Below are 26,350 nucleotides of genomic sequence, written 5' to 3'. Positions count from 1 at the left end.
GAAGGCTAATTGGCGACCGTCACCAGACGCGAAATGGTGAACTTATCATCGCACTGATTGGCTAAAACCATCGAAACGTTGTAGGTGCCCGGTTTGTCGTAGACGACCGTAAACTGGGTACCGGAGCGGTTTCTTCCGTCGCCCAGATCCCAGCCCACCGCTCCAATATCACCCCTCTGATTTTCCAGGAAAAAAGTAACTTCCAGCTTCGCGACCGAAAAGCCAATGGAGCCTTCCGGTTTTTCACAAACCGGAAAACTTTTCTGATCCAGGTCGAAGGGTTCACAACCAAAACAGCACAGGCTAATCAGAATCAGTGCGATAAAGACTTTCATCAGGATAATCAATGAGCATGCGAAACTAATCAAATTACAGGAAAGGTACTTCCAAAATAATGCCATTCCGGCAACCAACCAAACCTTTATCACATTGACGGTATTTTTTTGTAAATTTATCCAGTATTGTTACCGCTATTGCAATACCCTAAATAGAGCTCTTAGCGGTATTCGGGCGGCAATCCGTTAACACCCACACTTTTTGGAAATGTCCTGGTCTGCAAAAACGAAAGATGAACTGATCGCCGAGATTCGGCGGCTGAGTAAAGAAGTCGGAATCCGGAATTCCCTCGACGGAAATCCGCAACCGCAGCATGCGTCGGTTTTTGATGTCACCAAAACGGTTGATCAACTGAATCTCATTGGCTTAACCATTGAGGCAGACGGTACCGTGACTTTTTGTAATCAGTATACCCTGCGCATTACGGCCTGGCAACCCGCCGATGTCATCGGCAAGAATTTTTTTGAAGTCTTTATTCCGGCCGCCGACCGGGTGCAGATGCAACGGGATTTTAACGAAGCCATTGCGCGGGGCGGAGTAGTCGAGCAAAAGGAGGTCAACCTGCTGGCCAAGAGCGGGGCTGTCCGGAATATTCACCTGAACTCGTTCATTATCAATAGCGTTGCCGACCGTTCGGCGGTGGCTTCTTACACCATCATTGGCGAGGACGTCACCAACAAAAAGCGGGTGGCGTCGGCCTTGTCGTATTCCAATTCGCAGTTGCAGGATCTGGTCGATAACACCAGCGATTTGATCCAACTGGTGACCCTCGACGGGAAGTTTCTGTTTGTCAACCGGGCCTGGCGCGAAGTTCTGGAGTATAGCTCGGACGAAATTGCCTCGCTGACCCTGCAGGACGTGCTGCATCCCGATTACGCCGACAGCACCCTGATGCGGCTGCAACGGGTGCGGGATGGCGAGAAATTTCCGTATTTCGAGACGGTTTTTCAGAGCAAGAAAGGCAAAACCATTTTTGTGTCCGGGAGCGTCAACTGCCGGTATGACCAGGGAAAACCGACGGCCTACCGCTGTATCCTGCACAATACGACGAGCCGCATCCGGGCGGAAAAAGCCCAGAAGCTTTACTACAGCATCGCCAACTGGACGCTCAACGCCACCGATCTGGACGAATTGTACCAGAATATTCACGATGAACTGAGCAACATCATCGATGCCCGCAATTTCTTTATTGCGCTGTACGATCAAAGCAAAAGCTTCCTGTATTTCCCGTATTACATCGATGAATATTTTACGGGAATGCGGTTTACGAAGCGAAAATTGGGCAACGGCCTGACCGAGTACGCCATTCGGGCCAACCGGCCGCTGTTTCTCTACGAACAGGATATTCAGCAATTGGCCGACACGCAGAATCTGTATCTTTACGGGCAGATTCCGAAAGCGATGCTGTGCGTGCCGCTCCGGATTGGCGACCGGATTACGGGAATCATCGGCGTAAAAGCCTACGACAAAGCCGATGCCTACAACATTCGTGACCTGGAATTGCTGGAGTTTATCTCGGGGCAGGTGGCCCTGGCCATTGCCCGGAAACAGGACGAAGGAGCCATTAACAAACAAACCGCCCGCCTGAACGCCATTTTCGACAGCAGCTCGCACCTGATCTGGTCGGTCAACAAAAGCTTCCAGTTAACGTCCTTCAACCGGAACTACACCCGCCTGATCGAGAACCAGTTGGGCGAAGTGCCGCAGTTGAACGTGACAACCGAGAAGCTGGGCTGGCGGATTATCGGAGCGGAAAACCGGAAATTGCTGGAAGAAAAATACCGGCTGGCGTTTCGGGGACTTCCCCAAACCGTCGAGTTACATTTTCAGACGCAGAAAGGGGAAGCCTGGCTGGAGGTTCACCTGAATCCTATTCTGCTTTCGGGCGGAGTGATCGAGGAAGTTTCCGGGATAGCCCGCGACATTACGGCCCGGAAACGGACCGAACTGGAACTGCGCGGCAGTGAGGAAAAATTCAAGGGCATCTTTGTCAACCTGCAGGATATTTATTGCCGCGTCGACCGCGAGGGGCGGATCACCATGATCAGTCCGTCGGTGCTCAAACGGACGGGCTATACACCCGAGGAGGTGATTGGCCAGCCCATCACGAATTTTGTCGACAAGCAGGACATTCACCGGGCGTTGATGCGGCTGATTCGCAACAAGAGCCTGCGGAATTTTGAAGCCACGCTGCACCGCAAGGACGGAACCGTGCGGCAGATCATGCTGAACATGTTGACGCTGAACGACAAAAGCGGTCGGGTGGATGAAGTGGCCGCGCTGGCCCGCGACATTACCGAACTGAAGCGCAACGCCCAGGAACTGATGAAAGCCAAAGACGAAGCCGAGCGGTCGCTAAAGGTGAAGGAGCGGTTTTTGGCGAACATGAGCCACGAAATCCGGACGCCGATGAACGGCGTGATCGGGATGATCGATCTGCTGAACGATACCCCGCTGGATCAGGATCAGAAGGATTACGTGCAGACCATTAAAAAATCATCGGAAACGCTGCTCAACATCCTGAACGACATTCTCGATTTGTCGAAAATTGAAGCCGGCAAAATGGTGCTGCACGAAGCCCCCATTTTGTTCCGCGAAGTGTTCGACAAACTGGTTTCGCTTTTTGGTCAGCAGGCCAGTGTAAAAGGCAACACGCTGCGCTATAATCTGGCTGAAGATCTGCCCAAGTTTGTCATTGCGGATCAGACGCGCCTGTTGCAGATTTTGTCGAATCTGACATCGAACGCGATCAAGTTTACCGAAAACGGGGCGGTTACGGTCAATGCGTCGCTGGTCGGCAAAAAAGGCAAGTTCAACCGGATTAAAGTGGAAGTGAACGATTCGGGCATCGGGATTGCCAAAGACGATCTGGGGCTGTTGTTCAACTCGTTCAGCCAGGTCGAAATGTCGTCGCGCAAATCGTTTGGCGGCACGGGCCTGGGACTGGCCATTTCAAAAGAGCTGGCCGCGCTGATGAAAGGCAGCATCGGCGTCGAGTCGTCGGCGGGGCAGGGCAGCACGTTCTGGTTTACGATTGAATTAAAAGAAACCCTCATTAGCCCAACCGCGCAAAAAGCCGATCAGGCGGAGGTTTCGTTGCAGAACGTATTCAAGGATCATCAGCCGTATCTGCTGCTGGTCGACGACAATGCCGTTAACCGGAAAGTGGCCACCGAAATTCTCAAGAAATCGGGTTGCCGGGTCGATATGGCGTCGAGCGGACAGGAAGCCATCGAAAAAGTAACAGCGGCCCTGGCCACGAAAGGGCAGGCGTATGAATTGATTTTTATGGACATTCAGATGCCCGACATGGACGGCGTGGAAACGACCCGGCGGCTTCGGGATCAGTTCGGCATGCAGTTGCCGCCCGTTATTGCCATGACGGCCTATTCGATGCGCGAAGACCGGGACCGGTTTTTGAGTCAGGGGCTCGACGATTACATTGCCAAGCCCATTCGGGCGCAGAGCCTGATTGCCAAAGTGAAAGAAGTGGTGGAGGCCCGCAAGGAATTCCGGGAGGCCGCCCAGATGCGGTCGAAACAACTGGAGACGATCCGCGAGCTGGCCGCACCCATGATCGACGCCGAGATTGTCGCTCAACTGGAGCAGGTGGGCGGTTGGGATCTGGTGACGTCAATTTACGAAGATTTTGAAATCGAAGCGACCACGCTGGTGCAGGAGTCGCTGGACGGTTTTGCGATCGGCGATATTCCGTCCGTCAAAAGTCACCTGCATACGCTCAAAGGCAGTGCTGGAACGATTGGGGTCGCCCGGATTGCGCAGATCGCGCGGGAAGCGGAGGCCAAGCTGAAAGTAAGCGACAGCAGTTCGCTGGCCGATGATCTGCATCTGCTGGACAAGGAATTCAAGATTTTTTTAAGTGATTACAAAACCGCACTGGACAAATTAGGGGCGGAAAAAGCCGGATAAAGCCAACGTTTATGTCATCTCGTCAACTCATTTCTTCGGGCTCTCCCTGGGAGCCCGTCGTCGGCTACAGCCGCGCGGTTCGGATTGGCAACGTCATTGAAATTGCCGGAACAACGGCGATGGACGGCGACCGGCTGGTGGGAAAAGGGGACGTTTACGAACAGACCCGGTTTATTTTCCAGAAGATAAAAGCGGTTCTCGATGAAGCCGGTGCCTCCCTGACGGATGTGGTGCGTACAAGGATGTACGTTACCGACATTTCGCAGTGGGAAGAAGTGGGGAAAGCACACGGCGAGTTTTTTAGGGAAATTCGGCCGGCGGCATCGATGGTGCAGGTTAGTGCGTTAATTGATCCTGACCTGCTGATAGAAATAGAAGTAACGGCGGTAATCAGTCCGACAATTTGACCTCATTCTAAATAAGCATCTATTTTATAGAAGGTATACGACTTAGCGTTTAATAACGTATTTTTGTTTAAAATCAATCTTAATAACCTACTAATCAGTGCATTACGCACCTGCAAGTAAGTACCTAGTTACGAATGACACCTGAATTGAATCAAACAAGCGAGAAAGTAATCACAGCTGAACTGGTTATTAAAAAAGCAGTAGAAGTAATCTGTGGTAAATGGCGACTGGTAATCATTCATCTGCTGCGTGAAAAGACCTTACGATACGGGGAAATCAAACGATCAGTGCCCGGAATCAGCGAGAAAGTCCTGGTGCACGAATTGAAACAATTGGTCGAATTAGGAATGGTTGACAAGCAATCGTTTGGTGAGGTTCCGCCCCGGGTCGAATACCGACTCAACGACAAAGGCCGTACGGTTCTGCCGGTTATTGATCTCCTGAGAGAGGTCGGACAGGCCTTTATTTAGGTTTTCTTAACGGTAAGACAGGCGCTTTCCCGGATGAAATCAACGCATCCGGGTTGAAAATCCATTGTCAAAAATTGACCAGTTTGTAGCCAACGGCCAGCGTTGCATAGCCGATAAAACCGGTGATGCCGCTGTCGTTGAACACTCCCCCGACCGGTAAACCGTAGCGGACATCGACTTCAAGACGTTTCAGGAGCGTGATGCCCGCACCCAGCTCAATGCCGAAGTTGAAGTTTTTTACCTGTAAAATACCGGCCTGTTCGGGATCTGTCAGGTCGACCTGATCACGGATGTTTGCGATTGGCAAAGCCGGAAAATTGATGGCGGGGTTGGCTTCAACCTGTCCCGAAGCCGTGCGGGCGGCTTCGGCCTTTTGCGTAAAGAAAAGGGTGGGGCCGCCGTAGAAACGCCAGCGGTTTTCCCGGCCCTGTTTGCCAATGAACAGGGGAATGTAAACGGTATTCAGCAGCGGGTCAGACGTGGTATTCAGCCGGGCATACAGCGTACCCGGCGGCAGACTGATCGGCAGACTGACGCCAAATTCGGACGCAGCGGCCACGTCGATGCGGTCGATGGTGGCCTGCTGTTTCAGCTTCAGCGACGAAAAACTGAGTTCGGCCTGGAGGAAAAACCGGTCGAAATTTTTCCGGACCCAGGCGCCGGCTACGTAGCCGGTCCCAATGCCATTGCCGGAATTGCGAATGCGTGGCATCTCCAGCCCCGGCGAAAGCGTCTGCGCCGGAATGATCGTATAACCGTGGGTGAACGTGGCGCCAGCCCGAATGCCTGCTTCCATTTTCCCTTGTGCCTGCGCTGCGAGTGAGGTTGCCAGCAGCGCAACCCAGCCAATCCCGTACCTTCTCATTCCCGATGCCCGATTATAATTTGCTCCAGATTGGTCCCAACCTGCCGCAAGAACGGAAAACTCGGCCAAGTCATAAAAAGAATGTAAATATTTTATTGAAACGGATTACCAGTGCCGCCTTTTGCCGTCTAAAATAGGATTGTGTTGGTGACCGGGTATTTTAGGTCAAACAGTTCCGGTCTCTTCACAGTTGTTCTAGTTTAAACCCAATCATTGTACTCAAAAACACAAACTCAAATGGGACTTCTCAGTTTTTTCAAGGGTGTCGGTGAAAAAGTATTCGGCAAGGAACACGAAGCACCGGCGGCCGAGCCTGCCAAGGCCGCCGAAGTAGAACCGCTGAAAGCGAGTGCATTGCTCAATCACGTCAAGCAACTGGGCTTGTCGTACAAAAAATTGACGGTTAAAACCGCAGGGGATACGGTGGTGCTGGAAGGCGAAGTGGCCAAGCAGGAAGATGCTGAAAAACTGGCGCTGGCCGTCGGTAACGTCGAAGGCGTTCATCAGGTCGATAACCGCCTGGTGGTGGAAACGCCGGAGCCGGAAGGGCAGTTTCACACCGTGGAATCGGGCGATACGCTGTCGGCGATCTCCAAAAAGGTCTACGGTGACCCGATGAAATACGGGATCATTTTCGAAGCCAACAAACCGATGTTGAAAAGTCCCGACCTGATTTATCCCGGTCAGGTGCTGCGCATTCCGAGGCTGTAGACTACCGCTCAACATCATTCGCAAAAAAGGCGTCTCCGTTGGGAGACGCCTTTTTTGCGAATGATGTTTCAATCAGTCTGCTTCAAAGTGCGGGTTCTCGATGATTCCCAGCACGTTGCCGAAAGGATCTTTCACGCTGGCTACCTTGATGTCTCCGCCAACTTCCTCAATACCGGAATGCACGCTGGCACCGTGGCTCATCAGATGTTCCCAGGCTTTTTCGATGTTGGGGACGCCCCAGTACGTAATCGTACTGCCGTCGGAAGGGTTGACGGCCGGATCCAGACCGAGCTCGTATCCCCCCACCGAAAAACCCACGTAAAACGGTTCGTCGAAATATGGGTTGACACCCAGTATTTTGGCATACCAGGTTTTCGCGTAAATCAGATCGGGTGCTGCATAAATAACAGTCCGTAGGCCCAGAAAAGCGGATGCCATATAGCGGGGGAAGTTGCCCAGTCCGGTCGGGACCGAATGGAAATGAAACGGAAAAATAACAAAAAAGATTAAATAGCGTGTACAGAATTTCTTTTGCGGTTGTAAGCGTTGGTGCGGGTGGCTGGGAAAGCGCTTACTTTCTGATTTGAATCCAAACCGGACAGCCCCGGCAAGGTATTTGCAGGCTTGTTTTACAATGCGCGGGGGCGGATCGTAAAACAAGCCCCTCTCATTTGACCGCCAACCCGTATGGAAATTTGGTGGAATCTTGCCAAATTTACAGATGAGTTTTGTGCCGAAAGATTGTTTTACAAAACAAATATAAGCTTGCTGCCAAACTGACTTGCCTGGTTCGTATGTCAAAAAAAAATCAATCCTCATCGGGTCAAAAACCGCCCGTCCGACCCACCTCCAGCAGCCCCAATAAACCGGCTCCGCGTCCGGCGGCTGCGGTTAGCCGCCCGGCTGTTGCCAAACCGGCTCAGGCCGTTTCCGAACCGCTGGAAATCCGATCCGTTCAATGGCTCTGGGCCGGGCTGATTGCGGCTGTCGGCTTTGCTTTGTACGTCAATACGTTCGGTCACGGGCTGGCGCTCGACGACATTGCGGCCATCACCCAAAACCTGTTTGTGCAGAAAGGAATTGAAGGCATTCCGGACCTGCTAAAAACGGAATTCTGGCATTTTAGCAATATTTCGCTTGGCTACTACCGGCCGCTGGCGCTCATCACTTTTGCGCTGGAAAAAGAATATTTTGGCGGGGATCCCCACATCAGCCACATCATCAACGGAATTTTGTACGGAATCACCGGTTTTTTTCTGGTTGTTCTGCTGCAGAAATGGATGCCGGGCCGTACGGTCGTAACCACGCTCATGGCCTTGCTTTTCATGGCGCACCCGCTGCACACCGAGGTGGTGGCCAACATCAAAAGCCGGGACGAAATGCTGAGTTTCCTGTTCCTGACGCTGGTGATGCTGACGTACTGGAAGTACCTGGAAACGCAGCAGAAGGGCTGGGTAGTGTTTTCGGCCTTCTGGATGTACCTGACCTACCTCTCCAAAGAGTCGTCGCTCGTTGGCTTGGGGCTGATCGTGATCATGCAGTACACGTTTGCCAGGCGAAATTTCTGGCAGTCGCTCCTCAGCATCTGGCCGTACTTACTGGTGACGGCGCTGTTTTTCTGGCAGAAAAAAGCCATGATTGGCACCCTGAGCGGCAATCCGCCGGTCGATTGGGCCAACTACCCGTATGCCCTGCAAAACACCAAGTTTCTGACGACCTTCAAATTCTTCGCCCAGTACCTGCGGCTGCTGATTTTCCCGCTGCATCTGTCGTATGATTATTCTTACGACGTCATTCCGTCCGGCAAACTGAGCGACTGGGAAACCCTGCTCGGCCTGTTTTCCTTTGGCGGATTGCTGTGGCTGGCGTGGAAGGGCTTCTGGCAGCGCGCCGTCTGGGGCTTTGGACTGACGTGGATGTTTATTACCATGACGCCGGGTCTGGGCTTTGTGCTGTTTCGGGGCGGCATCCTGGCCGAGCGGTTTTTGTACGCGCCGATCCTGGGTTTCGTCATTGCCCTGATTGCCGGGCTGGATCTGGCGTTCGCCAAACGGCTGGACTTGTCCGAAAATGCGCCGGTTTTGAAGCGGTACGGGCTGCTGATCGGCCTGTGTGTGGTTGTGGGGAGCCTGTTCAGTTTCCGGACGGTGGTTCGGAACGAAGACTGGAAAGACAATTTTACTCTCTTCAACAGTGGATTGGATTATGCATCCAATAGCTGTCAGGTAAACCGCCACGTGGCTAATGAGTGGATCAACAAGTGCGCGGTGGAAAAGGACCCGAAAAAGAAGCGGTATTATTTCAACAAAGTCATCTACCATTTGCAGCGATCGACGGAAATCTACCCCGGTTTTGGCGAAGCCTTTTTCTCAATAGCCTATTCGTACCAGAAACTGATTCCAAACCGGGATTCGGCGGTGTATTACTACAAACAGGCCATCCGGGCGTCTTCGAATTATGCCCCGGCCTACAACAACCTCGGCGTCATCTACCAGAACGAACGGCGGTATCACCTGGCATCGTATTTCTACAACATGTCGATGATGGTCAATCCGGCTTATCAGGACGGGAGAAACAACTGGGAGGGGTTGAGAAAACAATTGGGTCTCGATGTCAAGATTTTGCCCGATAGTTTAAAAAACGAAGCGGTTTTGCCGGGCGTTTCAACACCGACCACCGTGCCGACACTCCGTTTTCCGGTACGATAAGCGGGATACGGTTTTCGCCAACCCGGCGAAAACCGTATCCGACTACAGCGGTTTTTCTGAACAATTAGCGAAAACCGGGTGCTTACCGCTTGACCGTAACCCGCAGGAACGTCGCCGGAATCGAGGTGGTTCCCGGGTCAGCGCTCTGGTTTTGGCTGATAAACAACGCTTCCAGTTCCTGCTGAAGGTCAGCCGTTTTTCCGTTCTTTTCGGCGGCTTCAAACGCGTTCATGGTGGGGCCGTAGTAATTCCGGAAGCGGCTCAGAAACTCAGCCGGTGGAAAAGGCGCGGTAAAGGTGTAGGTATCCCGTTCAAAGGAAATGTTCTCCGCCGGTATACCCGCCTGTCCGAAGCGTTCCAGCACCTGACTTTCCACTCCCCACAGCATCGGACTAATAAAGCCTTCCGGGGGGGCGGGCGTATAGGCCGAGCTGGTCTTCAGGATTTGCGCCACCAGGGTAGGGTCGCCAGGAATCCAGTTGCCCATCACAATGCGGCCCCCCGGCCGGGTTACGCGCACCAGTTCCCGGGCTACATCGAACGGTTTGGGCGCGAACATGGCGCCGAAAATACTGACCACCAGATCAAAGGACTGATCCTGCAACCCACTCAGGTCGGTGGCGTCGCCTTCCTGGAAAGTGCAGTTGGTCAACCCTTCCTGCTGGGCCCGTTTGTTACCCGCTTCGACCAGATTCCGGGCGATGTCAACGCCGAGAACGTTGGCCCCTAGTTTAGCGGACGGGATGGCGGTCGTGCCGTCTCCACACCCCAGATCCAGAACGTCCAGCCCTTTCGTAATGCCCAGTTTGTCAACGAGAGCGGCCCCGCTTTCGCGCATCGTTTCGGCCAGCCGGGTGAAATCACCTTTTTCCCATAATGCTTTGTTTGGATTCATGATTTGTTGTTTAAAAAGTAAAGTGAAAATGTTGGTTTGAGTTTTAGAAAAGAAAACGGCTGAAACAACGACTGGGCTGCCTGTCAGCCTGCTTTCCTAAACTTGTGCAAAGGTAGCGGCCCCATCAACCGGAAAAATCACCGAAATCCGTGATTTTCTGTCACGGATTTCGGTGATTTTTCATTTTTATCAGGCTTTGAGTGCCGCTATAAGCCGGTTTTCCCAAAAGTAGCAGGACTTGACTCATTTGTGACAGGCTTTTGGCGCCCTGATGCGGACCTTTGATTCATTCAAACGGACACAAAAATCAAAACTACATACGCCATGAAAACCGCCATCAAATCCCTGCTCGTTGCCTTCGCCTTTACCATGACCAGCTTCTCGGTTGCCCAGGCCGACGTTTACAAACCGCTTAGCCGGACCAAAAAAGCAGCCGCTTTTCAGAGCAGCCTGTATACCACCCAGGAAGGGAAACTCCAGATTGCCGTTAACAAAGAGATGGGAAACACCGTCCAGATTCGGCTGGTCAACGCGGCCGGTAAAGAATTTTTCGTTCAGCAGATCGGTAAACACCAGCAGGCAGCCCGGCTTCGGCTGGATGTGAGCAACCTGCCCGACGGCAACTACCAGGTTGTCATCTCGAATGGTGTCGAAACCACCACGCAGCAACTGACCCTGGCTACCCAGCCACCCGTTGCCGCGCCCCGGTTTGTGGCCGTGAATTAAGGAAGAGAAAGAAGCGTACCGGTTCCTGAAGCCCGGAAACAACAGAAAACCGCCCGGTTTTGTCGTCAGACGACAAAAACCGGGCGGTTTTCCTTATTCAAGACGGGCGAAATTATTTCGCGTAGGCAACCGAGCGCATTTCCCGAATTACGGTAATTTTGATCTGGCCGGGATACTGCATTTCCTTCTCAATTTTCTGCGAAATATCGAACGAAAGGGTGTTGGCTTTTTCGTCGCTGACGTTTTCGGCATCGACCATTACCCGCAGTTCGCGACCGGCCTGAATGGCGTAGCACTTGGTCACGCCGGAGAAGTTCATCGCCAGTTCCTCGAGTTCTTTCAGGCGTTTGATGTACGATTCCATCATCTCCCGACGGGCACCCGGCCGCGAACCCGAAACCGCATCACACACCTGAACGATGGGGGAGATGAGCGTGGTCATCTCGATTTCGTCGTGGTGGGCGCCGATGGCGTTGCAAACTTCCGGATGTTCCTTGTACTTCTTGGCCAGCTCCATGCCCAGGACTGCGTGCGGCAGTTCGGCTTCTTCGGGCCAGACTTTCCCGATATCGTGCAGCAAACCGGCGCGTTTGGCGAGCTTGGCGTTCAGGCCCAGTTCGGCGGCCATCGTGGCGCAGAGCTTGGCTACTTCGCGGGAGTGTTGCAGCAAGTTCTGGCCGTAGCTGGACCGGAACCGCATCCGGCCAATCATCTTGATCAGTTCGGGATGCAGGCCGTGAATGCCGAGGTCAATTACCGTCCGCTCCCCAATTTCCACAATCTCGTCTTCGATGTTCTTGCGGGTTTTAGCCACAATTTCCTCAATCCGGGCGGGATGAATCCGGCCGTCCTGCACCAGCCGGTGGAGCGACAGACGGGCAATTTCGCGCCGGACGGGGTCAAAACCGGAAATAATAATGGCTTCCGGGGTATCGTCCACGATAATTTCCACGCCCGTTGCCGCTTCCAGCGCCCGGATGTTTCGCCCTTCGCGGCCAATCACTTTCCCCTTGATATCGTCGCTTTCGATGTTAAAAACCGACACGCAGTTTTCGATGGCGTGTTCCGTCGCCGTCCGCTGGATGGTTTCGATCACCACTTTCTTCGCTTCTTTCGTGGCTGTCAGTTTGGCTTCTTCCACCACGCTCTTAACGTAGGACGAAGCGCGCGAGTCGGCTTCGGCTTTCAGGGCGTCGATGAGTTGGTCGCGGGCCTGGTCGGCGGTGAGGCTGGCAATTTTCTCCAGGGCTTCGACCTGTTGCTGGCGCATCCGTTCGGCTTCTTCCCGGCGTTTGCCGATGCTTTCCTGCTGCTGATCCAGTTTGGCTTTCTGCTGTTCGAGTTCGGTTTCCCGGCGTTTGCTTTGATCGGCCTGCTGCTGGAGTTGTTGTTCGCGCTGCTTGAGTTTGTTTTCGTTGGTAATCAGGATGTTTTTCTTGCGATTGGTGTCTTCTTCAAACTCGGCTTTCAGTTTCAGGTACTTTTCGCGAGCCTCCAGAATGCGGTCTTTCTTGATATTTTCAGCCGTCAATTCGGCGTTCTTGATAATCTCGGCCGCTCGTGTTTCGGCATCCTTTTCGCGCTGGGCAAACAGCCGGCTGAGGAGCTTCCTGCCGATGTAGATGCCCACCGCGATCGAAAGGACATCCGACAGGAGCATCACCCAGAAATTAATGTTATTCATGTCCGTAGACGTTTGTGTGAAAAATATAATTCGCACAGACAGCTACTGGGCCGAAAATGAAGCAGGCCGACGTTTGCAGTCAGCAATTGAATGGTACGGAAGGCGGTTTTTGCGTTTGTTTTCTACCCAATACGTCATCGGGTAGTCAACGTTGAGTCAATCAACTCGTCTAAACGATTGATCCGTTGCGTTATCTTATCCTGCATGGCCAGGTTCTCACTGGTTGCTTCCAGCCATCGGACCGTGTGCATCAGGGCAACAACGGCCAGGAGATCAAGCTCATCGCGCTTTTTTTTCTTGTTCTTTTCATCAAAAAAGCGTTCAGTTATAAGACGCGCAGCCTCCCGGGCTGTTTCTTCTTCTTCAGGAAGAACGCTTAGCGGGTAACTTCGGGTACCAATTCGGATATTTATTGACAATAACTCTTCCATCCGTACAGCTTGTCGATCCGGGGTCGGAAAACGGTTTACGTCGTTCAAACCACCGGCAAATGATTCATGACAAGTCATTCAAATAGGCAATACACCGATCCAATTCTTCGATATACGCCGTCAATTGTTGCTTCAATTCAGCAGTAGCCCCTGCGTCATTGTGTTTGTTATTTACAATCTTAGGAATATTTGTTGGTTTTGAAAACTCTTTTGGCGAATTAGTCGTCAATTTTTCCAATTTTTCCAATCGATTCTGCTGTTTCACCAGCTTATCCGCCAGCTCCACGTTCTCTTTCTGCAAAATTTTATTCGCCTGTTCCAGCTCCAGAATCCGTTCCCGATCCTGCCTGATCTGCTCAACCAGGCGGAACGCTTTGGCCTCAAAAGAGTCCAGCTGCGAGAAAACCGGCGATGTGCTGTTCATGACGGGTTTAAAATTTCCAGTTTGAAATTACCATTTCATTTTGATGAAAAACGAAAGGGCAAGCCATCGATCAACATTTATTTTCGGATGACCGCGCCCAGCTCCCGTTCAAAGGCCGACATCAGGCGGTTCATCGTTTTGTCAATTACCGCATCGTTCAGCGTTTGGGCGGTATCCTGCAGAATAAAACTGACCGAATACGATTTTTTGCCCTGATCCAGGTTTTCGCCTTCGTACACGTCGAACACGTTCAGGTCGCGCAGCAGTTTGCGCTCGGTCTGGTAGGCCAGCCGGCTGATTTGCGCGTACGTCACCCCGGTATCAAGCACCAGCGACAGATCGCGCCGGACTTCCGGGAACCGCGACACTTCGTCGAAGGCCACTTTGCCGTTGTACAGCTTCAGGACGTACTGCCAGTCGAAATCCGCGTAAAAAACCGGGGTGTTTTTCAACTCCACCAGCTTCGTCAGCCCCGCCCGGACCAGCCCCAGCGACACCAGCGGTTTTTTGTTTACCAGCAAAGTCAAGCCATACTGGAAGATAGCCGGGTCAGCCGCTTGGTTGTCAGTAACTTTTATCCGAAAGGCGGCCAGAATCCGTTGCACCACACCCGCCAGATCGTGGTAATCGACGCCCGCGTCGGCGGAGCGTTGGTGACTGGTCAGCCAGCTTTCCGACTGCATACGCCCCGTCATCCAGAAGCCCAGGCGCGGGCGTTCGTGAAACCGTTCGCCTTCGCGACTGTAGGTTTTGCCAAACTCAAAGATTTTGAGGTCTTTTTGCCGCCGGTTCACGTTATAAACCAGCGTTTCCAGCCCGGAGAACAGCAAGGTCTGCCGCATCACCGAGAGTTCTTCGCTCAAGGGGTTCAGCAACTGCACATCCGCGTGGGGCAGCGTAGCCCGGATGGCATCGTGGAAGGCCGGACGGGTCAGCGAATTGGTCAGAGTTTCGAAAAAACCGTTGGCCGCCAGCAGCTGACTCGCGCGCTCCTGCAACTGGTCGGGATTGGTTTCGGGCGATTCGGAAAGGAAATCGGCCGCCAGGTGCTCCGAAAGCGGAACGTTGTCGAGGCCGTAGATCCGCAGAATCTCTTCGATGATGTCCGATTCGCGCTCCACATCGACCCGGTACGGCGGCACGATGGCCGTGAAACCTTCGTCGGTTTTGTCCTGAATCTGAATGTCCAGACTTTCCAGAATCCGGAGCATGTCGGCCCGGTCGATGGCAATGCCAATCAGCCGGTCAATGTTGCGGTAGCGAACCAGAACCGTCCGTTCCGAAACCGGGTTCGGGTACAGGTCGGTTAGCTCCGAAGAGACCGTTCCACCGGCAAGTTCCTGAATCAGCAAAGCGGCCCGTTTAAGCGCAAAAACCGGCAGGTTCGGGTCGGTGCCCCGTTCAAACCGGAACGACGCATCGGTTTTCAGACCGTGGTGCTGCGACGTGCGCCGAATCCAGGCCGGACTGAAATACGCCGATTCAAGGAAAATCCGGGTGGTTTGCGCCGTAACGCCCGATTTTTGTCCGCCAAACACCCCGGCGATGCACATCGGTTCGCGGGCGTTACAGATCATCAGGTCGGTGGCCGCCAGTTTGCGTTCCACCCCGTCGAGGGTCACGAACGTGGTTCCCTCCGGTACGGTTTTGACAATCACCTGATGGCCCGTAATCTGGTCGGCGTCGAAGGCATGCAGCGGCTGCCCCAGTTCGTGGCAGACGTAATTGGTGATATCGACCACGTTGTTGATCGGACTCAGACCGATGACGCGCAGCCGCTGTTTCAGCCAGTCGGGCGAATCGCTGACGGTCAGGCCGTCGATGGTCAAGCCGGTGTAACGCGGAGCCCCCTCCGGCGTTTCGACCGAAACCGGAATCGACCGGTTTTGATTGTCAACCTTGAACGCATCGACCGACGGCCACTGAACCGGGCGTTGCAGCACGGCTTTCAGATCGCGGGCCACGCCCAGGTGCGAAGCCGCATCGGCGCGGTTGGGCGTCAGACCGATTTCAATCTGGTAGTCGGCTTCCAGGCCGAAGTAATTGACGGCGGGCGTACCGTTGGGCAGGTCGGTGTCCAGCACCATCACCCCGGCATGGGAGGTTCCCAGACCGATTTCGTCTTCCGCGCAAATCATGCCTTCCGAAGCCGCTCCCCGAATTTTCGCCTTTTTAATCGTGAACGGTTCTCCGCTGACCGGATACAGGGTCGCACCGACCAGGGCCACCACCACTTTCTGGCCGGCCCGCACGTTGGGCGCTCCGCAAACGATGTGCAACGGCGCTTCCTGGCCCGCATCGACCGTCGTCAGGCTCAGTTTATCAGCTTCCGGATGTTTTTCACAGGTCAGCACTTCGCCGATCACTACACCCTCCAAACCGCCCGGGACGGATTCTTTTTTTTCAATGCTTTCAACTTCTAAACCCGTCGAGGTCAGGATCTTACCGACGGTCTCCGGGCTTTCACTCAGGCTGATCAACTGATTCAGCCATTTATAGGAAATTTTCATACAGCAACGGGAAATGGATTGCAAAGATAACGACGATTACGGTGATATTAACGATGAATTATGCACGCTAAACTACTGACCACCGGCAGGCTGTCGGTCATTCGCATTCATCGTTCATCCTTCATCATTTACTTTCAGAAAATCTTTCGCCCGCCCGAACCGCGACGGGAAGCGTATTTTCGGCGGGGGGTACCGGGCAGGCGTAGTCGTAATTGTAGGCGCAATACGGATTGTAGGCTTCGTTGAAGTCGATGATCAGCCGGTTTTCCTTTGGGTCGTCGGGACTGAAATCGATGTAGCGCCCTCCGCCGTAGGTTTCTTTGCCGCTGGTTTTGTCCTTAAACAGAATCGACAGCGTGTTTTCGTGTTTGAGCACCAGCAGCCGGCAAAGCTCGTCCTGAAGGGTAAAAACCGCATGGGCGTATTTCTCGTATACTTCCTCGCTGCCATCCGTTAACTTAACCACCACCTTTTTGCGGTCGGCAAACGGCTCCAGCCGGGCGGCTACGCGGTAGGCCGGGTCGGGATTGAAATACGTCAGGGCCTTGAACTTGGCTTTATCGGTGAACGGGGATTCGCTGCTGGTCCGGAAAAATTCTTCCTTGTCTTTTCGTTTCTGCGCCACCTCCGTGCGGTAGCTCTCCGGATTGGTCACGGTTGGTGAGTCCGTATTGTCCCCGTCAAAAAAAGAATAGTAGATGATCGCCAGCACAATCAGAAAAAGACCCACCAGCAAAAAACGATTCCGAAGCATAACCGAATGATTTAGGGCGTGAAATTACGGATTCATTTAGTGATTCTGTTGCAGAATTTTAGCAGTTTGGTCCACCTTTGCGGAACGGAACGGCAAAACCGGAATGGGCAGATTCCGCTGCGAACCGTGGGTGCTTTGGTAAAATTGGTCTACTTTTCGCTATACTTATCCTGCAAAGGCTTTTTTATAAAGTCCGTTTATGGCTCGATTGTTACAGCTGGATACCTTTTCTTCGGACTCCGGCGATCTGACCGTTATTGAAAAAATCCTGCCGGGTGCCATCCGGCGGGTTTATTACGTTCACGAAATCCGGGAGGAGCAGCGGGTGGGCCGGCGGCACCGCCAGGCCTGGCACGTGCTGGTGTGCCTGAACGGGAGTTGCCGGATTTACTGCCACGACGGCATTCGGGAGCGCTGGTATGGGCTGGAAAAACCGCAAACCTGTCTGGTGCTGGAACCCCGCGACTGGTATTTCCTGGATGAACTGGCACCCGGCGCAATTTTACTGGTTCTTTCCAATGAGCCCTCCACTCCGGACGATGCCGTGTACGCGCCGTATCCGGCGGTATCGTAAGGAATTCTTATCGGCTCCATCCTGTTACCCCAGTAAATCGGTGCAATCCCTGTTCAAAAAATGTTTACCGGAATTATTGAAACAACCGGCGAGGTAATCGACATCACCGCCGAAGGAACCAACCTGACCTTCCACCTGAAATCCAGCCTGGCCCCCGAGCTGAAAGTGGACCAGAGCCTGAGCCACAACGGCGTTTGCCTGACCGTGACCTCGGTGAGCGGAGAAACGTATACGGTGACGGCGGTGGACGAAACGCTGAAAAAAACCAATCTGGGTCAGATCAAAACCGGCGACCGGGTGAATCTGGAACGGTGTATGCCCGCCAACGGTCGCTTCGACGGCCACATTGTGCAGGGACACGTCGATCAGACCGGCGTTGTGACCCGCATCAGCAACCAGAACGGGAGCTGGCTGTTCGACTTCCGGTATGGGCTGGCGTCGGACGAACCCGATCAGAACAATATTACCGTCGAAAAAGGCTCTATCTGTATCAATGGCGTGAGTTTAACCGTTTTCAATTCGGAACCGGATTCGTTCCGGGTCACGATCATTCCCTACACCTACGAACACACGACGTTCCGCGATCTGACGGTGGGCGACGTGGTGAATCTGGAGTTCGATGTGGTGGGAAAATACATAAAAAAAATGCTCGGGTTGCATCGATAAATGCCCGGTAACTCTTACTATTGCGGCTTAACGAAAGCACGAACCTTTTGATTTCATGGCGAAAATCAGCACCCGTACGACGACCGACCTGCTGACCCACATGGGGGTCATGCTGGGCCTGGTGGCCGTTTTGTTTTTAGGTTTTTTCTTTCTGTACCTGCCGTTTACGACGCACCACGGGCACACCATCACGGTGCCGGAACTGACCCGGATGAGCACGGCGGAGCTGGAAGAATTTCTGAATGATCACGACCTGCGGTACGAAATCAGCGACTGCACCTACGTGGCCGGTGCCGAGCCGCTGACGGTGGTGGCGCAGTATCCGAAACCCGGTTTTAAAGTCAAGGAAGGCCGGAAAATCTACCTGACTATTACGACCCAGAATCCGCCGATGATTCCGATGCCGAAACTGGTGGATCAGACCTACGTCAGCGCCCAGTACGCCCTGTCGAGCAATGGATTACAAATGGGTAAATTGAAATACGTGCCGGATCTGGCGCAGGGTACGGTTTTGCAGCAACTCTACGAAGGCAAGGAAATCCTGCCCGGAACGCGCATTGCCAAAGGATCAAAAATCGACATTGTGGTGGGCGACGGACTGGGCAATACTATGTTTGCCGTTCCCGACGTTGTAGGTAAACCCCGCGACGAAGCCGAGATGTTAATTCGGGGGTCGAACTTACAGGTTGGCACGATTCTTCCTGTAGAAGACCCTGAGAAGGAAGTCGGAACCGTCGTCCGGCAAAATCCGGCGGCCAAACCCGGCGCTACCATTCGGGTCGGCGACGTGATCGACCTCTGGGTGGTCGGGCCGGTCGAAAATGATGATTCGCAGTAATAATGAAACACCGTTTAGTAAACAGCAGCCGTAAAATTGGTAAAAACCGTCGGCAAGAGGCTGATCAGTACCGGTTTAAGCAAATCTGGTGTTTACTGTGGATCCTGGGTTTCGGGTATTCGACGGCTGTTGCCCAGATTCGGATTGTACCGATAGAATCTTTTCCTAAACCGGCTTCCGTTTCCCGGCCCGAAACCGCCGGCGCCCGGATTCAGGCGGTGAAGCTCCCCTTTTTCGATGATTTCGCCACGGCTACCGACCGGCCCGACCCGGTTTTGTGGCAGCGCAGCAGCGTATACATCAACAACACGCTGCCCATCAATCAGCCGTCCCGCAACGTGGCCACCTTCGACGGCCTGAAAGCCGACGGTACGCCCTACGATTTTACCAATCAGGATGCCACCGGGCCAACCGATACGCTGACGACCAATCCCATTGATCTGGCGGGCACCTCGGCGGCCGATGCCATTTTCCTGAGTTTTTACTGGCAACGCAAAGGGCTGGGCGAACTGCCCGATGCCGAAGATTCCCTGCGACTCCAGTTTCTGACCAATGCCGGCGCCTGGGAAACCGTCTGGAAACAGGTGGGCGACACGGCCAGCAATAATTTTACGCCGGAGATTCTCCCCGTTAATCAGACCCGGTTTCTGCACGCGGCTTTCCAGTTCCGGTTTCAGGCATTTGGCCGTACGTCGGGCGCGTTCGATACCTGGCACCTCGACTATATTTACCTGAACCGGGGGCGCTCGGCCAGCAATCTGTACATCAAGGATGTGGCCACCCGGCAACCCGTTTCGCCGTATCTGAAACGGTATACGGCGATGCCGCTGACACAATACCGGCTGAACCCCGCGGCCGAAACCGCCGACACGATTCGCACGGACATTGTCAACCTGTTCAACAACTTCAACTTTACCACCTTCCGGGCCGTGATTCGCGACCGGCTGACCGGCACGGTTTTGCAGCAGTATCAGTCGCCTTCGGAAGGCATTGCTGCGCTCAGCTCGCAGCCGAAAACCATGAAACCGCAGCCGCTGCCCTCCGGTTTTTCGGGCCAGCGGGCGGTTTTACAGACCCAGTTTGCCGTTCAAACCACCGACACCATTCCGGGCGTCAACCTCCGCCGGAACGACACCATTGCCACCGAAACCGTGCTGGATAACTATTACGCATACGACGATGGTACCGCCGAAGCCGCCATTCAGAACACGCAGCGGCAGGGGCGGGTGGCCATCCGGTTTTTGCTGAACAAACCGGATCGGGTGTCGGCCCTTCGGGTTAGTTTTGCGCCCGTTAAAACCAACCTGAGCGGCCAGCCGGCGGTTTTTAGCCTCTACGCCGACGACCGGGGAAAACCGGGTCGCACCCTGTATCAGAAGGCGGCTTTGATCGGTTACGCCAGCGCGCGCAACGGCTTTGTCGATATTCCCTTCGATTACGGCGTGGCCGTCACCGATACCTTTTACGTGGGTTGGACGCAGGTGAGCGAAGACTACATTACGGCCATCGGTTTCGACAAAAACAGCCCGTTTGGCAACCAGGTATTTCAGGGAAGCGGCACGAGCTGGGACCCCGTCAATCCGGGGGGCGTACCGATGATCCGGCCCATTATCGGCGGGGGAACTGATGCGCCCATCACGGGTGTTGAGGAAGAACCGTCGCTGGATACGCAGCTGCTGGTGTTTCCGAACCCCAATGCCGGGCGGCTGATCTGGCAGAATCCGGCGATCCGGCAGATTGAAATCGTTGATCTGAACGGTCGGGTGCTGGTAAATGTTCGGCCAGCCACCGGACAAAATCAATTGGATGTCAGTCAGTTGGCGAACGGTTTTTACCTGGCTCGCCTGTCGGACGGCAAAAAGACGGTGGTACAGAAATTACTTATTCGAAAGTAAGTCTATTTTTGCTTTTCGGAGGAACATTAAATCAAATCAGCAATGGACATTACCGTACAGGAACTAAAAGAACGGTTGGACAAAGGGGAAAAAGTCAATCTGATCGATGTTCGGGAACCCAACGAATACGAAGAAGACAATCTGGGGGGCGAACTGATCCCGCTCGGCGATTTGCCGTACCGCATCGACGAACTCGAAGACCGCCAGAATGAAGAACTCATCATGCAATGCCGTTCGGGTGCCCGCAGCGCCCGCGCCCAGCAATACCTCGAGCAAAACGGGTTTACGAACGTTCGGAACTTGACCGGCGGCATTCTCGCGTACCGGGACCTGGAGCGGAAATCGCAATAGCGAACGTCCGGGCATCGACTGACTGGCGAATAACGAAGGCCGAAAAACCGGGTCGTTATTCGCTATTTTTTTTACCCCTGCTTTGGCCTGAATCAGTAGAATTGGCGGTTTTTGGGTTTAGATCGGTATCGACCCCTTTGCACTCCCATGCCGAATCGTAGAGATTTTCTCCGGCAAACCCCATCGCTGCTGGGGTTGCTGATGAGCATTCCGGCCCTCGCCCGGCCCCGTTCGGCGGCCAAACCGCCCGTTATTCTGCTGCGCTCCTCCTGGCAAACCGTCAACATCGGCGACATTGGTCACACGCCGGGCGTCCTGACCTTGCTGGAAACCTATTTGCCCGGTGCCGAATTGCGGTTGTGGCCGTCGAGCGTGGGCAATGGCGTCGAAGCTTTGCTGAAAAAACGGTTTCCCAAGCTCGTGATGGTGAAAACGCCGGACGACATTGCGGCCGCGATGAAGGAATGCGATTTCTTGCTGCACGGTTCGGGGCCATCGCTGGTGGCGCGCGCCGATGTGGCCCGCTGGCGGAAAGAAACCGGAAAACCCTACGGAATTTATGGCATTACGTTTCCGGGCGTCTACAGCGACGACCCCAAAGCGGTGGTGAGGGCGAATCCGCTGGATGTCGAACTCTTGAGCAACGCCCGGTTTGCGTTCTTTCGGGACTCGGTTTCGCTGGAAATCGCCCGAAAAAACGGCGTGACCTGCCCGATTATGGAATTTTGCCCGGATGGCGCTTTTGCGGTTGACCTCCGGAACGAGCAGGCGGCTGACGATTTTCTGAAAACCCACGACCTGAAAACCGGTCAGTTTCTGTGCGTCATTCCCCGGCAACGGTTTACGCCCTACTGGGAAATTCCGAGTAAGAAAACCCCCTTCGACGAGAAAAAGAACGCCCGCAACGAAGCCATGCGCGAACACGACATGGCACCCTTGCGCGACGCCATTGTAGCCGTTGTGCGGCAAACGCCGATGAAAATTCTGATTGTGCCGGAGGACGAAACCCAGGTGAAAACCGGGAAAGAAGTGCTATACGACAAGTTACCGGAGGACGTCAAAGCAAGGGTCGTCTGGCGCGACCGCTACTGGCTGACCGACGAAGCCATCAGCACCTACCGGCGGTCGGCGGGGCTGTTCGGACTGGAAATGCACTCGCCGATTATGTGCATCGGCAACGGCGTGCCGGCCATCGTGGGGCGGTTTGCCGAGCAGACCAGCAAGGGCTTCATGTGGCGTGATATTGGCCTGGGCGACTGGCTGTTCGATATGGACAATGAGCAGGAGGTTGCGGGCCTCGTTCCGGCGGTTCTGGCGATGGCCAAAGATCCGAAAGCGGCCCGCGCCAAAATCAAAAAAGCCCGGCAGTACGTGAAAGAACGCCAGCGCAACACGATGGACCTGTTGAAAAAGAACCTGCCCGCGTAAGGGATTATGCGGTTTTTTGAACAGACAGAACCCGGGCATCGTCCAGAAACCAGGCAATCATTGGCGGTTTTCCGGTAACGGAGCAGCACAACCCCCGGTGAACCCCAGCCCGAAGGAAACTTTTTTCGCTATGTTTGCGGATGACCATTAATCCAGACCAACGATGAACACCGCGTGGAGTGAAGATGATTTAAAGGAAGTGGCCCGGCAACTGGGTCGACCGGAGGGCGAAAACGGGCTCAAAACCGGGGAGATGATGAACTTCAGCAACGCCAACATGACGAAGCGGGCCGTTGAATCGCTGGTCGTCTCAGCGGGTGAAAAAGTCCTGGAAATTGGACCCGGCAATGCCGCTTTTGCCGAATCGGTGGTCCGCGCGGCCCCCGGTGTCCAGTATACCGGAGTTGATATTTCGGAAACGATGGTGCAGGATGCCCGGCAGCGGAATGCGGCCCTGGTAACGGCCGGAGCGGCCACGTTTGCGTTGTCGGATGGGCAGACGATACCCTTTCCGGATGATGCCTTCGATAAAATCCTTACGGTGAACACGGTTTATTTCTGGGAAAAACCGCTGGCGTACGCGGCCGAAATCCACCGCGTTTTAAAACCCGGCGGGCGGTTTGCACTGACGCTGGCCGACAAATCGTTCATGGAAAAACTGCCGTTTACGAAATACGGTTTTCAGCTGTACGACCGAACCGCAGCCACGGAGCTGCTCACGGCAGCGCAGTTTGCCATTGACACGGTTTGGGAAGAAATCGACGTGACGACCAGCAACCTCGGCCACGCGGTGGAGCGACCGATTTTGATTGTGGTAGCCGAGAAAAGGGCGTAAACCGGACGCTTCGAAGCGTCCGGTTTACGGTTATCTGGAACCTAAACCCGCAGCGAACCCCGGAACGCCCGGGCGCTGTAGTAGGATTGGGCGCCGTTGTGGTACACGAAAACCTGGCCGTAGCGGAAGTCGCCGAAGATGGCACCGCCGAGTTTCCGGATCGGCGCCGGGGTGGCCAGCCAGCTCGACGTTTTGGCGTCGAAACTCCCGAGTTGCTGCAACGCCCGGTACTGCTCTTCCGTTAACAGCTCGATGCCCATAGCCGCGGCCAGATCAACGGCGTTATCGTCGGGTTTGTATTCTTTCCGCGATTCCTGCCCTTCGGCGTCGTAGCAGACGCTCCGGCGGCCTTTCGGACTTTCCGCTGAACAATCGTAAAAAAGAAATTCGCCCGTCTTTTCGTCCTGACCCACCACATCCGGTTCTCCGCCCGTCCGTTCCATTTCGTTGAGCGACCATAGTTTATCGGTATTGGCTTCCAGTTTTGCCTGTACGTTAGCCCACTCCAGCCCCTGGTGGCGGTTCCGGTTTTTTTCAAATCGGGTTTTTAAGGTGCTCAGCAGCTCCTGTTCCTGTTCGAGTGACAACTCTTTTTCCGGATTGTTCATGTTGTTTATGCGTTTAGAGTAGTGATGTTGAAGAATTGGGTCAGGCCTGTACTTTCCGGTCCGCCGGTCTGAAATACCACGATACGACGGTCAAAATCAGTAATAAACCGGGTCCAAAATACGCCTTGGCGTCGTCTCCTTTAGCCAGGTGAGAAAAAATGGCGCCCGACATGGCAAAAAAGAAACCGGCATAGGCCCACTCCTTCACCAACGGAAATCGGGGAACGAGCACGGCTCCGACGCCCAAAAACTTCCAGACGGCCAGCATCGTTAAAAAATAAACCGGGTAGCCCAGGTGAGCGAAAAGAGCCACTTCTTCTCTTACGTGCAGAGCCTGCACGATCCCGGTCGATACCATGCCCAGGGCCAGCCAGAGGGTGGCAATCCAATAGATGAGTTTGTTTCGCTTGGTCATGGGGCTGAGTTCAACTGGCTGATGATTTCTTCCAGACGGTTATGGGCCCGGTTGATTCCCTGCGCAAAGGGGAGCCGCAGCATCTGGTCCCGGAGCGCAACGGAGCGGTAGACGATGTGCATCGTGAGTTTGCTGGTGGCGTCAGTGCGTTTTTCAAATTCCAGAAACTCAAGCTGGGCCTCAAAAGGCGTGTTTTCCATCTCGAAGGTCCGGGTGATTTTCTGGTTGGGGACAAACTCGTGGATGACGCCACTGGTCTGTAACACCACGTTTCCCTGCGCATCGCTGGTTTCAAACTGCCAGCCGCCGTGCTTTTTGTTTTCCAGTTTCAGCACTTTTGTGCCCATCCACTGTTCCACCAGGCCGGGCTCGGCGTACGCTTTGAAAAGGAGTTCCAGCGGCAGATCAAATTCCCGCGTGATCACCAGTTCCTGCTTGCCGTTTACGGCCATGATTTTCGTTTTCCGTTCCATCGCGCTAGTCGTTTGACTGATGGGTTTTCATGATGGCTTCCAGTTTCGAAAACCGCTCCTCCCACATGGCCCGGAAGGGCTCAATAAAGTCGGCTATTTCCTTCATTTTCCGGGGATTTAGGTGGTAATAAATCTCCCGGCCGGTTTGCTCCTGCGCCAGCAGTTCGCACTCGGTCAGGATCTGCAGGTGTTTGGAAACGGTCGGTCGGGCGGTATCGAAATTGGCGGCTATGGCGCCCGCCGTCATGGCCTGGGTGGCCACCAGCGCGAGAATCGCCCTTCGGGTTGGGTCGGCAATGGCCTGGAATACGTCGCGTCTTAAGTTCATCGTGTAGTTATTTGGCTACAAATATATGTGTAGTTATTTGACTACGCAAATTTTCGGAGGTTTTTTTCGCGGTCATTTCCGCCTTTCCTGCTTGTTCGATGAACTGCTGAACCGTTTTTTGCCAATCCGCTTTTCCGGGCAAAGTGAGAAGGGGCTATCAGGCGAACGACTCCGGAATAGCTTCCCGGATGGAGGAATAATCGTCGGCGTTAAACCATTGGTAGTCAGCCTGGTGTCGAAACCAGGTTAACTGGCGTTTGGCGTAGCGCCGGGAGTTGCGTTTGAGCAGACGGACCAGCTCGGCGGTATCGTAGTCGCCGTCCAGGTATGCAAAAACCTCTTTATAACCAACGGTTTGCAGGGCCGTCAGTTGCCGGAAGGGCAGGAGCGAGCGGGCTTCCTCCACCAGGCCGTCGGCCAGCATCTGATCCATTCGCCGGTCAATCCGGTCGTAGAGTTCGTCGCGCGGGCGGTCGAGGGCGATAAAAACCGTCTGGAACGGGCGCGAAACCGGGCCGTCGGACGCCTGTTTTCGAAACGACGAATACGGTTTTCCGGAACTCAGAATCACCTCCAGCGCCCGGATCACGCGCTGGGTATTTTGCAGATCGGCAGTTTCGGCGTACACCGGGTCGAGTTCGCGAAGTTGCCGTTGCAGTGGTTCGAGTCCTTCGAGCCCGAGCCGGTTCATCAGGTCGGAGCGCAGGGCCGGGTCAGCCTGGGGCACATCGTCGAGGCCGAAGCAAACGGCGTTGATGTACAAACCCGTGCCGCCCGACAGAATCACCCGGTCTTTTTTCCGAAACAACCCGTTGACGACCGCCAGCGCTTCGCGTTCGTACTGTCCGGCGCTGACGGGTTCCAGAATGCTGTGAGAATCAACGAAATGGTGCCGTACGCCCTGCATTTCTTCGGGCGTTGGTTTGGCGGTGCCGATGTTGAGTTCACGGTACAACTGCCGGGAGTCGGCCGATACCACCTCGGTCTGCAACGCCTGCGCCAGCCGGACGCAGAGACTGGTTTTTCCGACGGCGGTGGGACCGGCAACGACAATCAGGAGTTTATTCGTCATGAACTGAAAACTAAAA

General features: G+C 54.2%; 27 protein-coding genes. 13 read left to right on the top strand and 14 right to left on the bottom strand.

Annotated elements, in window-relative coordinates; translation table 11 throughout:
- Nucleotides 1-5: 5 nt before the first annotated feature.
- The gene (locus ACYVHX_RS02625) at nucleotides 6-335 is read right to left on the bottom strand and encodes a PKD domain-containing protein (RefSeq protein ID WP_460670035.1); all 330 of its coding nucleotides are present in this window, start codon (nucleotides 333-335) and stop codon (nucleotides 6-8) included.
- Nucleotides 336-543: 208 nt separating this feature from the next.
- On the opposite strand from ACYVHX_RS02625, the gene ACYVHX_RS02620 reads away from it, so the two are divergent.
- The 3 genes from ACYVHX_RS02620 (at nucleotide 544) to ACYVHX_RS02610 (ending at nucleotide 5,143) form a co-directional block, all read left to right on the top strand.
- Complete coding sequence (locus tag ACYVHX_RS02620; protein ID WP_460670034.1) at nucleotides 544-4,266, top strand: PAS domain S-box protein; 3,723 nt, start codon at nucleotides 544-546, stop codon at nucleotides 4,264-4,266.
- A gap of 11 nt (nucleotides 4,267-4,277) precedes the next feature.
- Complete coding sequence (locus tag ACYVHX_RS02615) at nucleotides 4,278-4,673, top strand: RidA family protein (protein WP_460670033.1); 396 nt, start codon at nucleotides 4,278-4,280, stop codon at nucleotides 4,671-4,673.
- A 134-nt stretch (nucleotides 4,674-4,807) separates the two neighbouring features.
- Nucleotides 4,808-5,143, top strand: coding sequence for a winged helix-turn-helix transcriptional regulator (locus ACYVHX_RS02610; protein ID WP_460670032.1), 336 nt, complete (start codon nucleotides 4,808-4,810; stop codon nucleotides 5,141-5,143).
- A gap of 67 nt (nucleotides 5,144-5,210) precedes the next feature.
- On the opposite strand, the gene ACYVHX_RS02605 is transcribed toward ACYVHX_RS02610, so the two are convergent.
- Complete coding sequence (locus ACYVHX_RS02605; RefSeq protein ID WP_460670031.1) at nucleotides 5,211-6,008, bottom strand: outer membrane beta-barrel protein; 798 nt, start codon at nucleotides 6,006-6,008, stop codon at nucleotides 5,211-5,213.
- Between the two features lie 237 nt (nucleotides 6,009-6,245).
- On the opposite strand from ACYVHX_RS02605, the gene lysM reads away from it, so the two are divergent.
- Nucleotides 6,246-6,719 carry a peptidoglycan-binding protein LysM gene (gene lysM, locus ACYVHX_RS02600; protein WP_460670030.1) on the top strand — a complete coding sequence of 158 codons (474 nt, stop codon included), beginning with the start codon at nucleotides 6,246-6,248 and terminating at the stop codon, nucleotides 6,717-6,719.
- 72 nt (nucleotides 6,720-6,791) lie between these two features.
- Here lysM and ACYVHX_RS02595 read toward each other — a convergent pair whose 3' ends face one another.
- On the bottom strand, nucleotides 6,792-7,157 hold the full coding sequence (locus ACYVHX_RS02595; protein ID WP_460670029.1) for a VOC family protein: 366 nt from the start codon (nucleotides 7,155-7,157) through the stop codon (nucleotides 6,792-6,794).
- A gap of 356 nt (nucleotides 7,158-7,513) precedes the next feature.
- Here ACYVHX_RS02595 and ACYVHX_RS02590 point away from each other — a divergent pair, with 356 nt between their 5' ends.
- Nucleotides 7,514-9,427, top strand: a complete 1,914-nt coding sequence (locus ACYVHX_RS02590) for a tetratricopeptide repeat protein (RefSeq protein ID WP_460670028.1) — start codon at nucleotides 7,514-7,516, stop codon at nucleotides 9,425-9,427.
- Between the two features lie 82 nt (nucleotides 9,428-9,509).
- Here the strand turns inward: ACYVHX_RS02590 and ACYVHX_RS02585 are convergent, their stop codons facing one another.
- The gene (locus ACYVHX_RS02585; protein ID WP_460670414.1) at nucleotides 9,510-10,352 is read right to left on the bottom strand and encodes a class I SAM-dependent methyltransferase; all 843 of its coding nucleotides are present in this window, start codon (nucleotides 10,350-10,352) and stop codon (nucleotides 9,510-9,512) included.
- A 294-nt stretch (nucleotides 10,353-10,646) separates the two neighbouring features.
- Between ACYVHX_RS02585 and ACYVHX_RS02580 the strand changes: the two genes are divergently transcribed.
- Nucleotides 10,647-11,048, top strand: coding sequence for a T9SS type A sorting domain-containing protein (locus ACYVHX_RS02580; RefSeq protein ID WP_460670027.1), 402 nt, complete (start codon nucleotides 10,647-10,649; stop codon nucleotides 11,046-11,048).
- Nucleotides 11,049-11,160: 112 nt separating this feature from the next.
- Here ACYVHX_RS02580 and rny read toward each other — a convergent pair whose 3' ends face one another.
- From rny to ACYVHX_RS02555, 5 genes are all read right to left on the bottom strand, one after another.
- Nucleotides 11,161-12,732, bottom strand: coding sequence for a ribonuclease Y (rny, locus tag ACYVHX_RS02575; RefSeq protein ID WP_460670026.1), 1,572 nt, complete (start codon nucleotides 12,730-12,732; stop codon nucleotides 11,161-11,163).
- 134 nt (nucleotides 12,733-12,866) lie between these two features.
- Complete coding sequence (locus tag ACYVHX_RS02570) at nucleotides 12,867-13,163, bottom strand: cell division protein ZapA (RefSeq protein ID WP_460670025.1); 297 nt, start codon at nucleotides 13,161-13,163, stop codon at nucleotides 12,867-12,869.
- Nucleotides 13,164-13,227: 64 nt separating this feature from the next.
- A complete protein-coding gene (locus ACYVHX_RS02565; protein ID WP_460670024.1) occupies nucleotides 13,228-13,587 on the bottom strand; it encodes a hypothetical protein in 360 nt (119 codons plus the stop codon).
- Nucleotides 13,588-13,664: 77 nt separating this feature from the next.
- Nucleotides 13,665-16,097: a phenylalanine--tRNA ligase subunit beta gene (gene pheT / locus ACYVHX_RS02560; protein ID WP_460670023.1), complete on the bottom strand. Its 2,433-nt coding sequence runs from the start codon at nucleotides 16,095-16,097 to the stop codon at nucleotides 13,665-13,667.
- Between the two features lie 124 nt (nucleotides 16,098-16,221).
- Nucleotides 16,222-16,851 carry a DUF1684 domain-containing protein gene (locus ACYVHX_RS02555; protein ID WP_460670022.1) on the bottom strand — a complete coding sequence of 210 codons (630 nt, stop codon included), beginning with the start codon at nucleotides 16,849-16,851 and terminating at the stop codon, nucleotides 16,222-16,224.
- A 199-nt stretch (nucleotides 16,852-17,050) separates the two neighbouring features.
- Between ACYVHX_RS02555 and ACYVHX_RS02550 the strand changes: the two genes are divergently transcribed.
- From ACYVHX_RS02550 to ACYVHX_RS02520, 7 genes are all read left to right on the top strand, one after another.
- A complete protein-coding gene (locus ACYVHX_RS02550; protein WP_460670021.1) occupies nucleotides 17,051-17,425 on the top strand; it encodes a sugar 3,4-ketoisomerase in 375 nt (124 codons plus the stop codon).
- 60 nt (nucleotides 17,426-17,485) lie between these two features.
- On the top strand, nucleotides 17,486-18,091 hold the full coding sequence (locus ACYVHX_RS02545) for a riboflavin synthase (protein WP_460670020.1): 606 nt from the start codon (nucleotides 17,486-17,488) through the stop codon (nucleotides 18,089-18,091).
- A 55-nt stretch (nucleotides 18,092-18,146) separates the two neighbouring features.
- Entirely contained in the window at nucleotides 18,147-18,929 is a 783-nt protein-coding gene (locus ACYVHX_RS02540; RefSeq protein ID WP_460670019.1) for a PASTA domain-containing protein, read from the top strand.
- Between the two features lie 2 nt (nucleotides 18,930-18,931).
- Entirely contained in the window at nucleotides 18,932-20,824 is a 1,893-nt protein-coding gene (locus ACYVHX_RS02535) for a T9SS type A sorting domain-containing protein (RefSeq protein WP_460670018.1), read from the top strand.
- Between the two features lie 42 nt (nucleotides 20,825-20,866).
- The gene (locus ACYVHX_RS02530; RefSeq protein WP_460670017.1) at nucleotides 20,867-21,175 is read left to right on the top strand and encodes a rhodanese-like domain-containing protein; all 309 of its coding nucleotides are present in this window, start codon (nucleotides 20,867-20,869) and stop codon (nucleotides 21,173-21,175) included.
- 147 nt (nucleotides 21,176-21,322) lie between these two features.
- A complete protein-coding gene (locus ACYVHX_RS02525) occupies nucleotides 21,323-22,603 on the top strand; it encodes a polysaccharide pyruvyl transferase family protein (protein ID WP_460670016.1) in 1,281 nt (426 codons plus the stop codon).
- A 163-nt stretch (nucleotides 22,604-22,766) separates the two neighbouring features.
- Entirely contained in the window at nucleotides 22,767-23,438 is a 672-nt protein-coding gene (locus ACYVHX_RS02520; RefSeq protein ID WP_460670015.1) for a class I SAM-dependent methyltransferase, read from the top strand.
- A gap of 41 nt (nucleotides 23,439-23,479) precedes the next feature.
- Here the strand turns inward: ACYVHX_RS02520 and ACYVHX_RS02515 are convergent, their stop codons facing one another.
- From ACYVHX_RS02515 to miaA, 5 genes are all read right to left on the bottom strand, one after another.
- Complete coding sequence (locus ACYVHX_RS02515; protein WP_460670014.1) at nucleotides 23,480-24,046, bottom strand: DUF4256 domain-containing protein; 567 nt, start codon at nucleotides 24,044-24,046, stop codon at nucleotides 23,480-23,482.
- A gap of 40 nt (nucleotides 24,047-24,086) precedes the next feature.
- A complete protein-coding gene (locus tag ACYVHX_RS02510; RefSeq protein WP_460670013.1) occupies nucleotides 24,087-24,461 on the bottom strand; it encodes a DoxX family protein in 375 nt (124 codons plus the stop codon).
- Nucleotides 24,458-24,934, bottom strand: a complete 477-nt coding sequence (locus ACYVHX_RS02505; protein WP_460670012.1) for an SRPBCC domain-containing protein — start codon at nucleotides 24,932-24,934, stop codon at nucleotides 24,458-24,460. The genes ACYVHX_RS02510 and ACYVHX_RS02505 overlap by 4 nt, the downstream gene beginning before the upstream one ends.
- A gap of 4 nt (nucleotides 24,935-24,938) precedes the next feature.
- Complete coding sequence (locus tag ACYVHX_RS02500; protein WP_460670011.1) at nucleotides 24,939-25,262, bottom strand: ArsR/SmtB family transcription factor; 324 nt, start codon at nucleotides 25,260-25,262, stop codon at nucleotides 24,939-24,941.
- Between the two features lie 157 nt (nucleotides 25,263-25,419).
- Nucleotides 25,420-26,334, bottom strand: a complete 915-nt coding sequence (miaA, locus tag ACYVHX_RS02495) for a tRNA (adenosine(37)-N6)-dimethylallyltransferase MiaA (RefSeq protein ID WP_460670010.1) — start codon at nucleotides 26,332-26,334, stop codon at nucleotides 25,420-25,422.
- Between the last annotated feature and the right edge of the window lie 16 nt (nucleotides 26,335-26,350).

It is taken from the genome of Larkinella ripae, from assembly GCF_054780775.1.
This window is presented reverse-complemented; position numbering and strand designations above follow the sequence as displayed.

Bases quoted from the DNA above. Each gene is read 5' to 3' on its own strand.
- ACYVHX_RS02510 (WP_460670013.1), bottom strand. From the start codon at position 24,461: ATGACCAAGCGAAACAAACTCATCTATTGGATTGCCACCCTCTGGCTG.
- ACYVHX_RS02570 (WP_460670025.1), bottom strand. From the start codon at position 13,163: ATGGAAGAGTTATTGTCAATAAATATCCGAATTGGTACCCGAAGTTAC.
- ACYVHX_RS02550 (WP_460670021.1), top strand. From the start codon at position 17,051: ATGGCTCGATTGTTACAGCTGGATACCTTTTCTTCGGACTCCGGCGAT.
- ACYVHX_RS02620 (WP_460670034.1), top strand. From the start codon at position 544: ATGTCCTGGTCTGCAAAAACGAAAGATGAACTGATCGCCGAGATTCGG.
- ACYVHX_RS02515 (WP_460670014.1), bottom strand. From the start codon at position 24,046: ATGAACAATCCGGAAAAAGAGTTGTCACTCGAACAGGAACAGGAGCTG.
- ACYVHX_RS02500 (WP_460670011.1), bottom strand. From the start codon at position 25,262: ATGAACTTAAGACGCGACGTATTCCAGGCCATTGCCGACCCAACCCGA.
- ACYVHX_RS02535 (WP_460670018.1), top strand. From the start codon at position 18,932: ATGAAACACCGTTTAGTAAACAGCAGCCGTAAAATTGGTAAAAACCGT.
- ACYVHX_RS02540 (WP_460670019.1), top strand. From the start codon at position 18,147: ATGGCGAAAATCAGCACCCGTACGACGACCGACCTGCTGACCCACATG.
- lysM (WP_460670030.1), top strand. From the start codon at position 6,246: ATGGGACTTCTCAGTTTTTTCAAGGGTGTCGGTGAAAAAGTATTCGGC.
- ACYVHX_RS02555 (WP_460670022.1), bottom strand. From the start codon at position 16,851: ATGCTTCGGAATCGTTTTTTGCTGGTGGGTCTTTTTCTGATTGTGCTG.
- rny (WP_460670026.1), bottom strand. From the start codon at position 12,732: ATGAATAACATTAATTTCTGGGTGATGCTCCTGTCGGATGTCCTTTCG.
- ACYVHX_RS02525 (WP_460670016.1), top strand. From the start codon at position 21,323: ATGCCGAATCGTAGAGATTTTCTCCGGCAAACCCCATCGCTGCTGGGG.
- ACYVHX_RS02580 (WP_460670027.1), top strand. From the start codon at position 10,647: ATGAAAACCGCCATCAAATCCCTGCTCGTTGCCTTCGCCTTTACCATG.
- ACYVHX_RS02545 (WP_460670020.1), top strand. From the start codon at position 17,486: ATGTTTACCGGAATTATTGAAACAACCGGCGAGGTAATCGACATCACC.
- miaA (WP_460670010.1), bottom strand. From the start codon at position 26,334: ATGACGAATAAACTCCTGATTGTCGTTGCCGGTCCCACCGCCGTCGGA.
- ACYVHX_RS02615 (WP_460670033.1), top strand. From the start codon at position 4,278: ATGTCATCTCGTCAACTCATTTCTTCGGGCTCTCCCTGGGAGCCCGTC.
- ACYVHX_RS02625 (WP_460670035.1), bottom strand. From the start codon at position 335: ATGAAAGTCTTTATCGCACTGATTCTGATTAGCCTGTGCTGTTTTGGT.
- ACYVHX_RS02530 (WP_460670017.1), top strand. From the start codon at position 20,867: ATGGACATTACCGTACAGGAACTAAAAGAACGGTTGGACAAAGGGGAA.
- ACYVHX_RS02590 (WP_460670028.1), top strand. From the start codon at position 7,514: ATGTCAAAAAAAAATCAATCCTCATCGGGTCAAAAACCGCCCGTCCGA.
- ACYVHX_RS02605 (WP_460670031.1), bottom strand. From the start codon at position 6,008: ATGAGAAGGTACGGGATTGGCTGGGTTGCGCTGCTGGCAACCTCACTC.
- ACYVHX_RS02595 (WP_460670029.1), bottom strand. From the start codon at position 7,157: ATGGCATCCGCTTTTCTGGGCCTACGGACTGTTATTTATGCAGCACCC.
- ACYVHX_RS02505 (WP_460670012.1), bottom strand. From the start codon at position 24,934: ATGGAACGGAAAACGAAAATCATGGCCGTAAACGGCAAGCAGGAACTG.
- pheT (WP_460670023.1), bottom strand. From the start codon at position 16,097: ATGAAAATTTCCTATAAATGGCTGAATCAGTTGATCAGCCTGAGTGAA.
- ACYVHX_RS02520 (WP_460670015.1), top strand. From the start codon at position 22,767: ATGAACACCGCGTGGAGTGAAGATGATTTAAAGGAAGTGGCCCGGCAA.
- ACYVHX_RS02610 (WP_460670032.1), top strand. From the start codon at position 4,808: ATGACACCTGAATTGAATCAAACAAGCGAGAAAGTAATCACAGCTGAA.
- ACYVHX_RS02565 (WP_460670024.1), bottom strand. From the start codon at position 13,587: ATGAACAGCACATCGCCGGTTTTCTCGCAGCTGGACTCTTTTGAGGCC.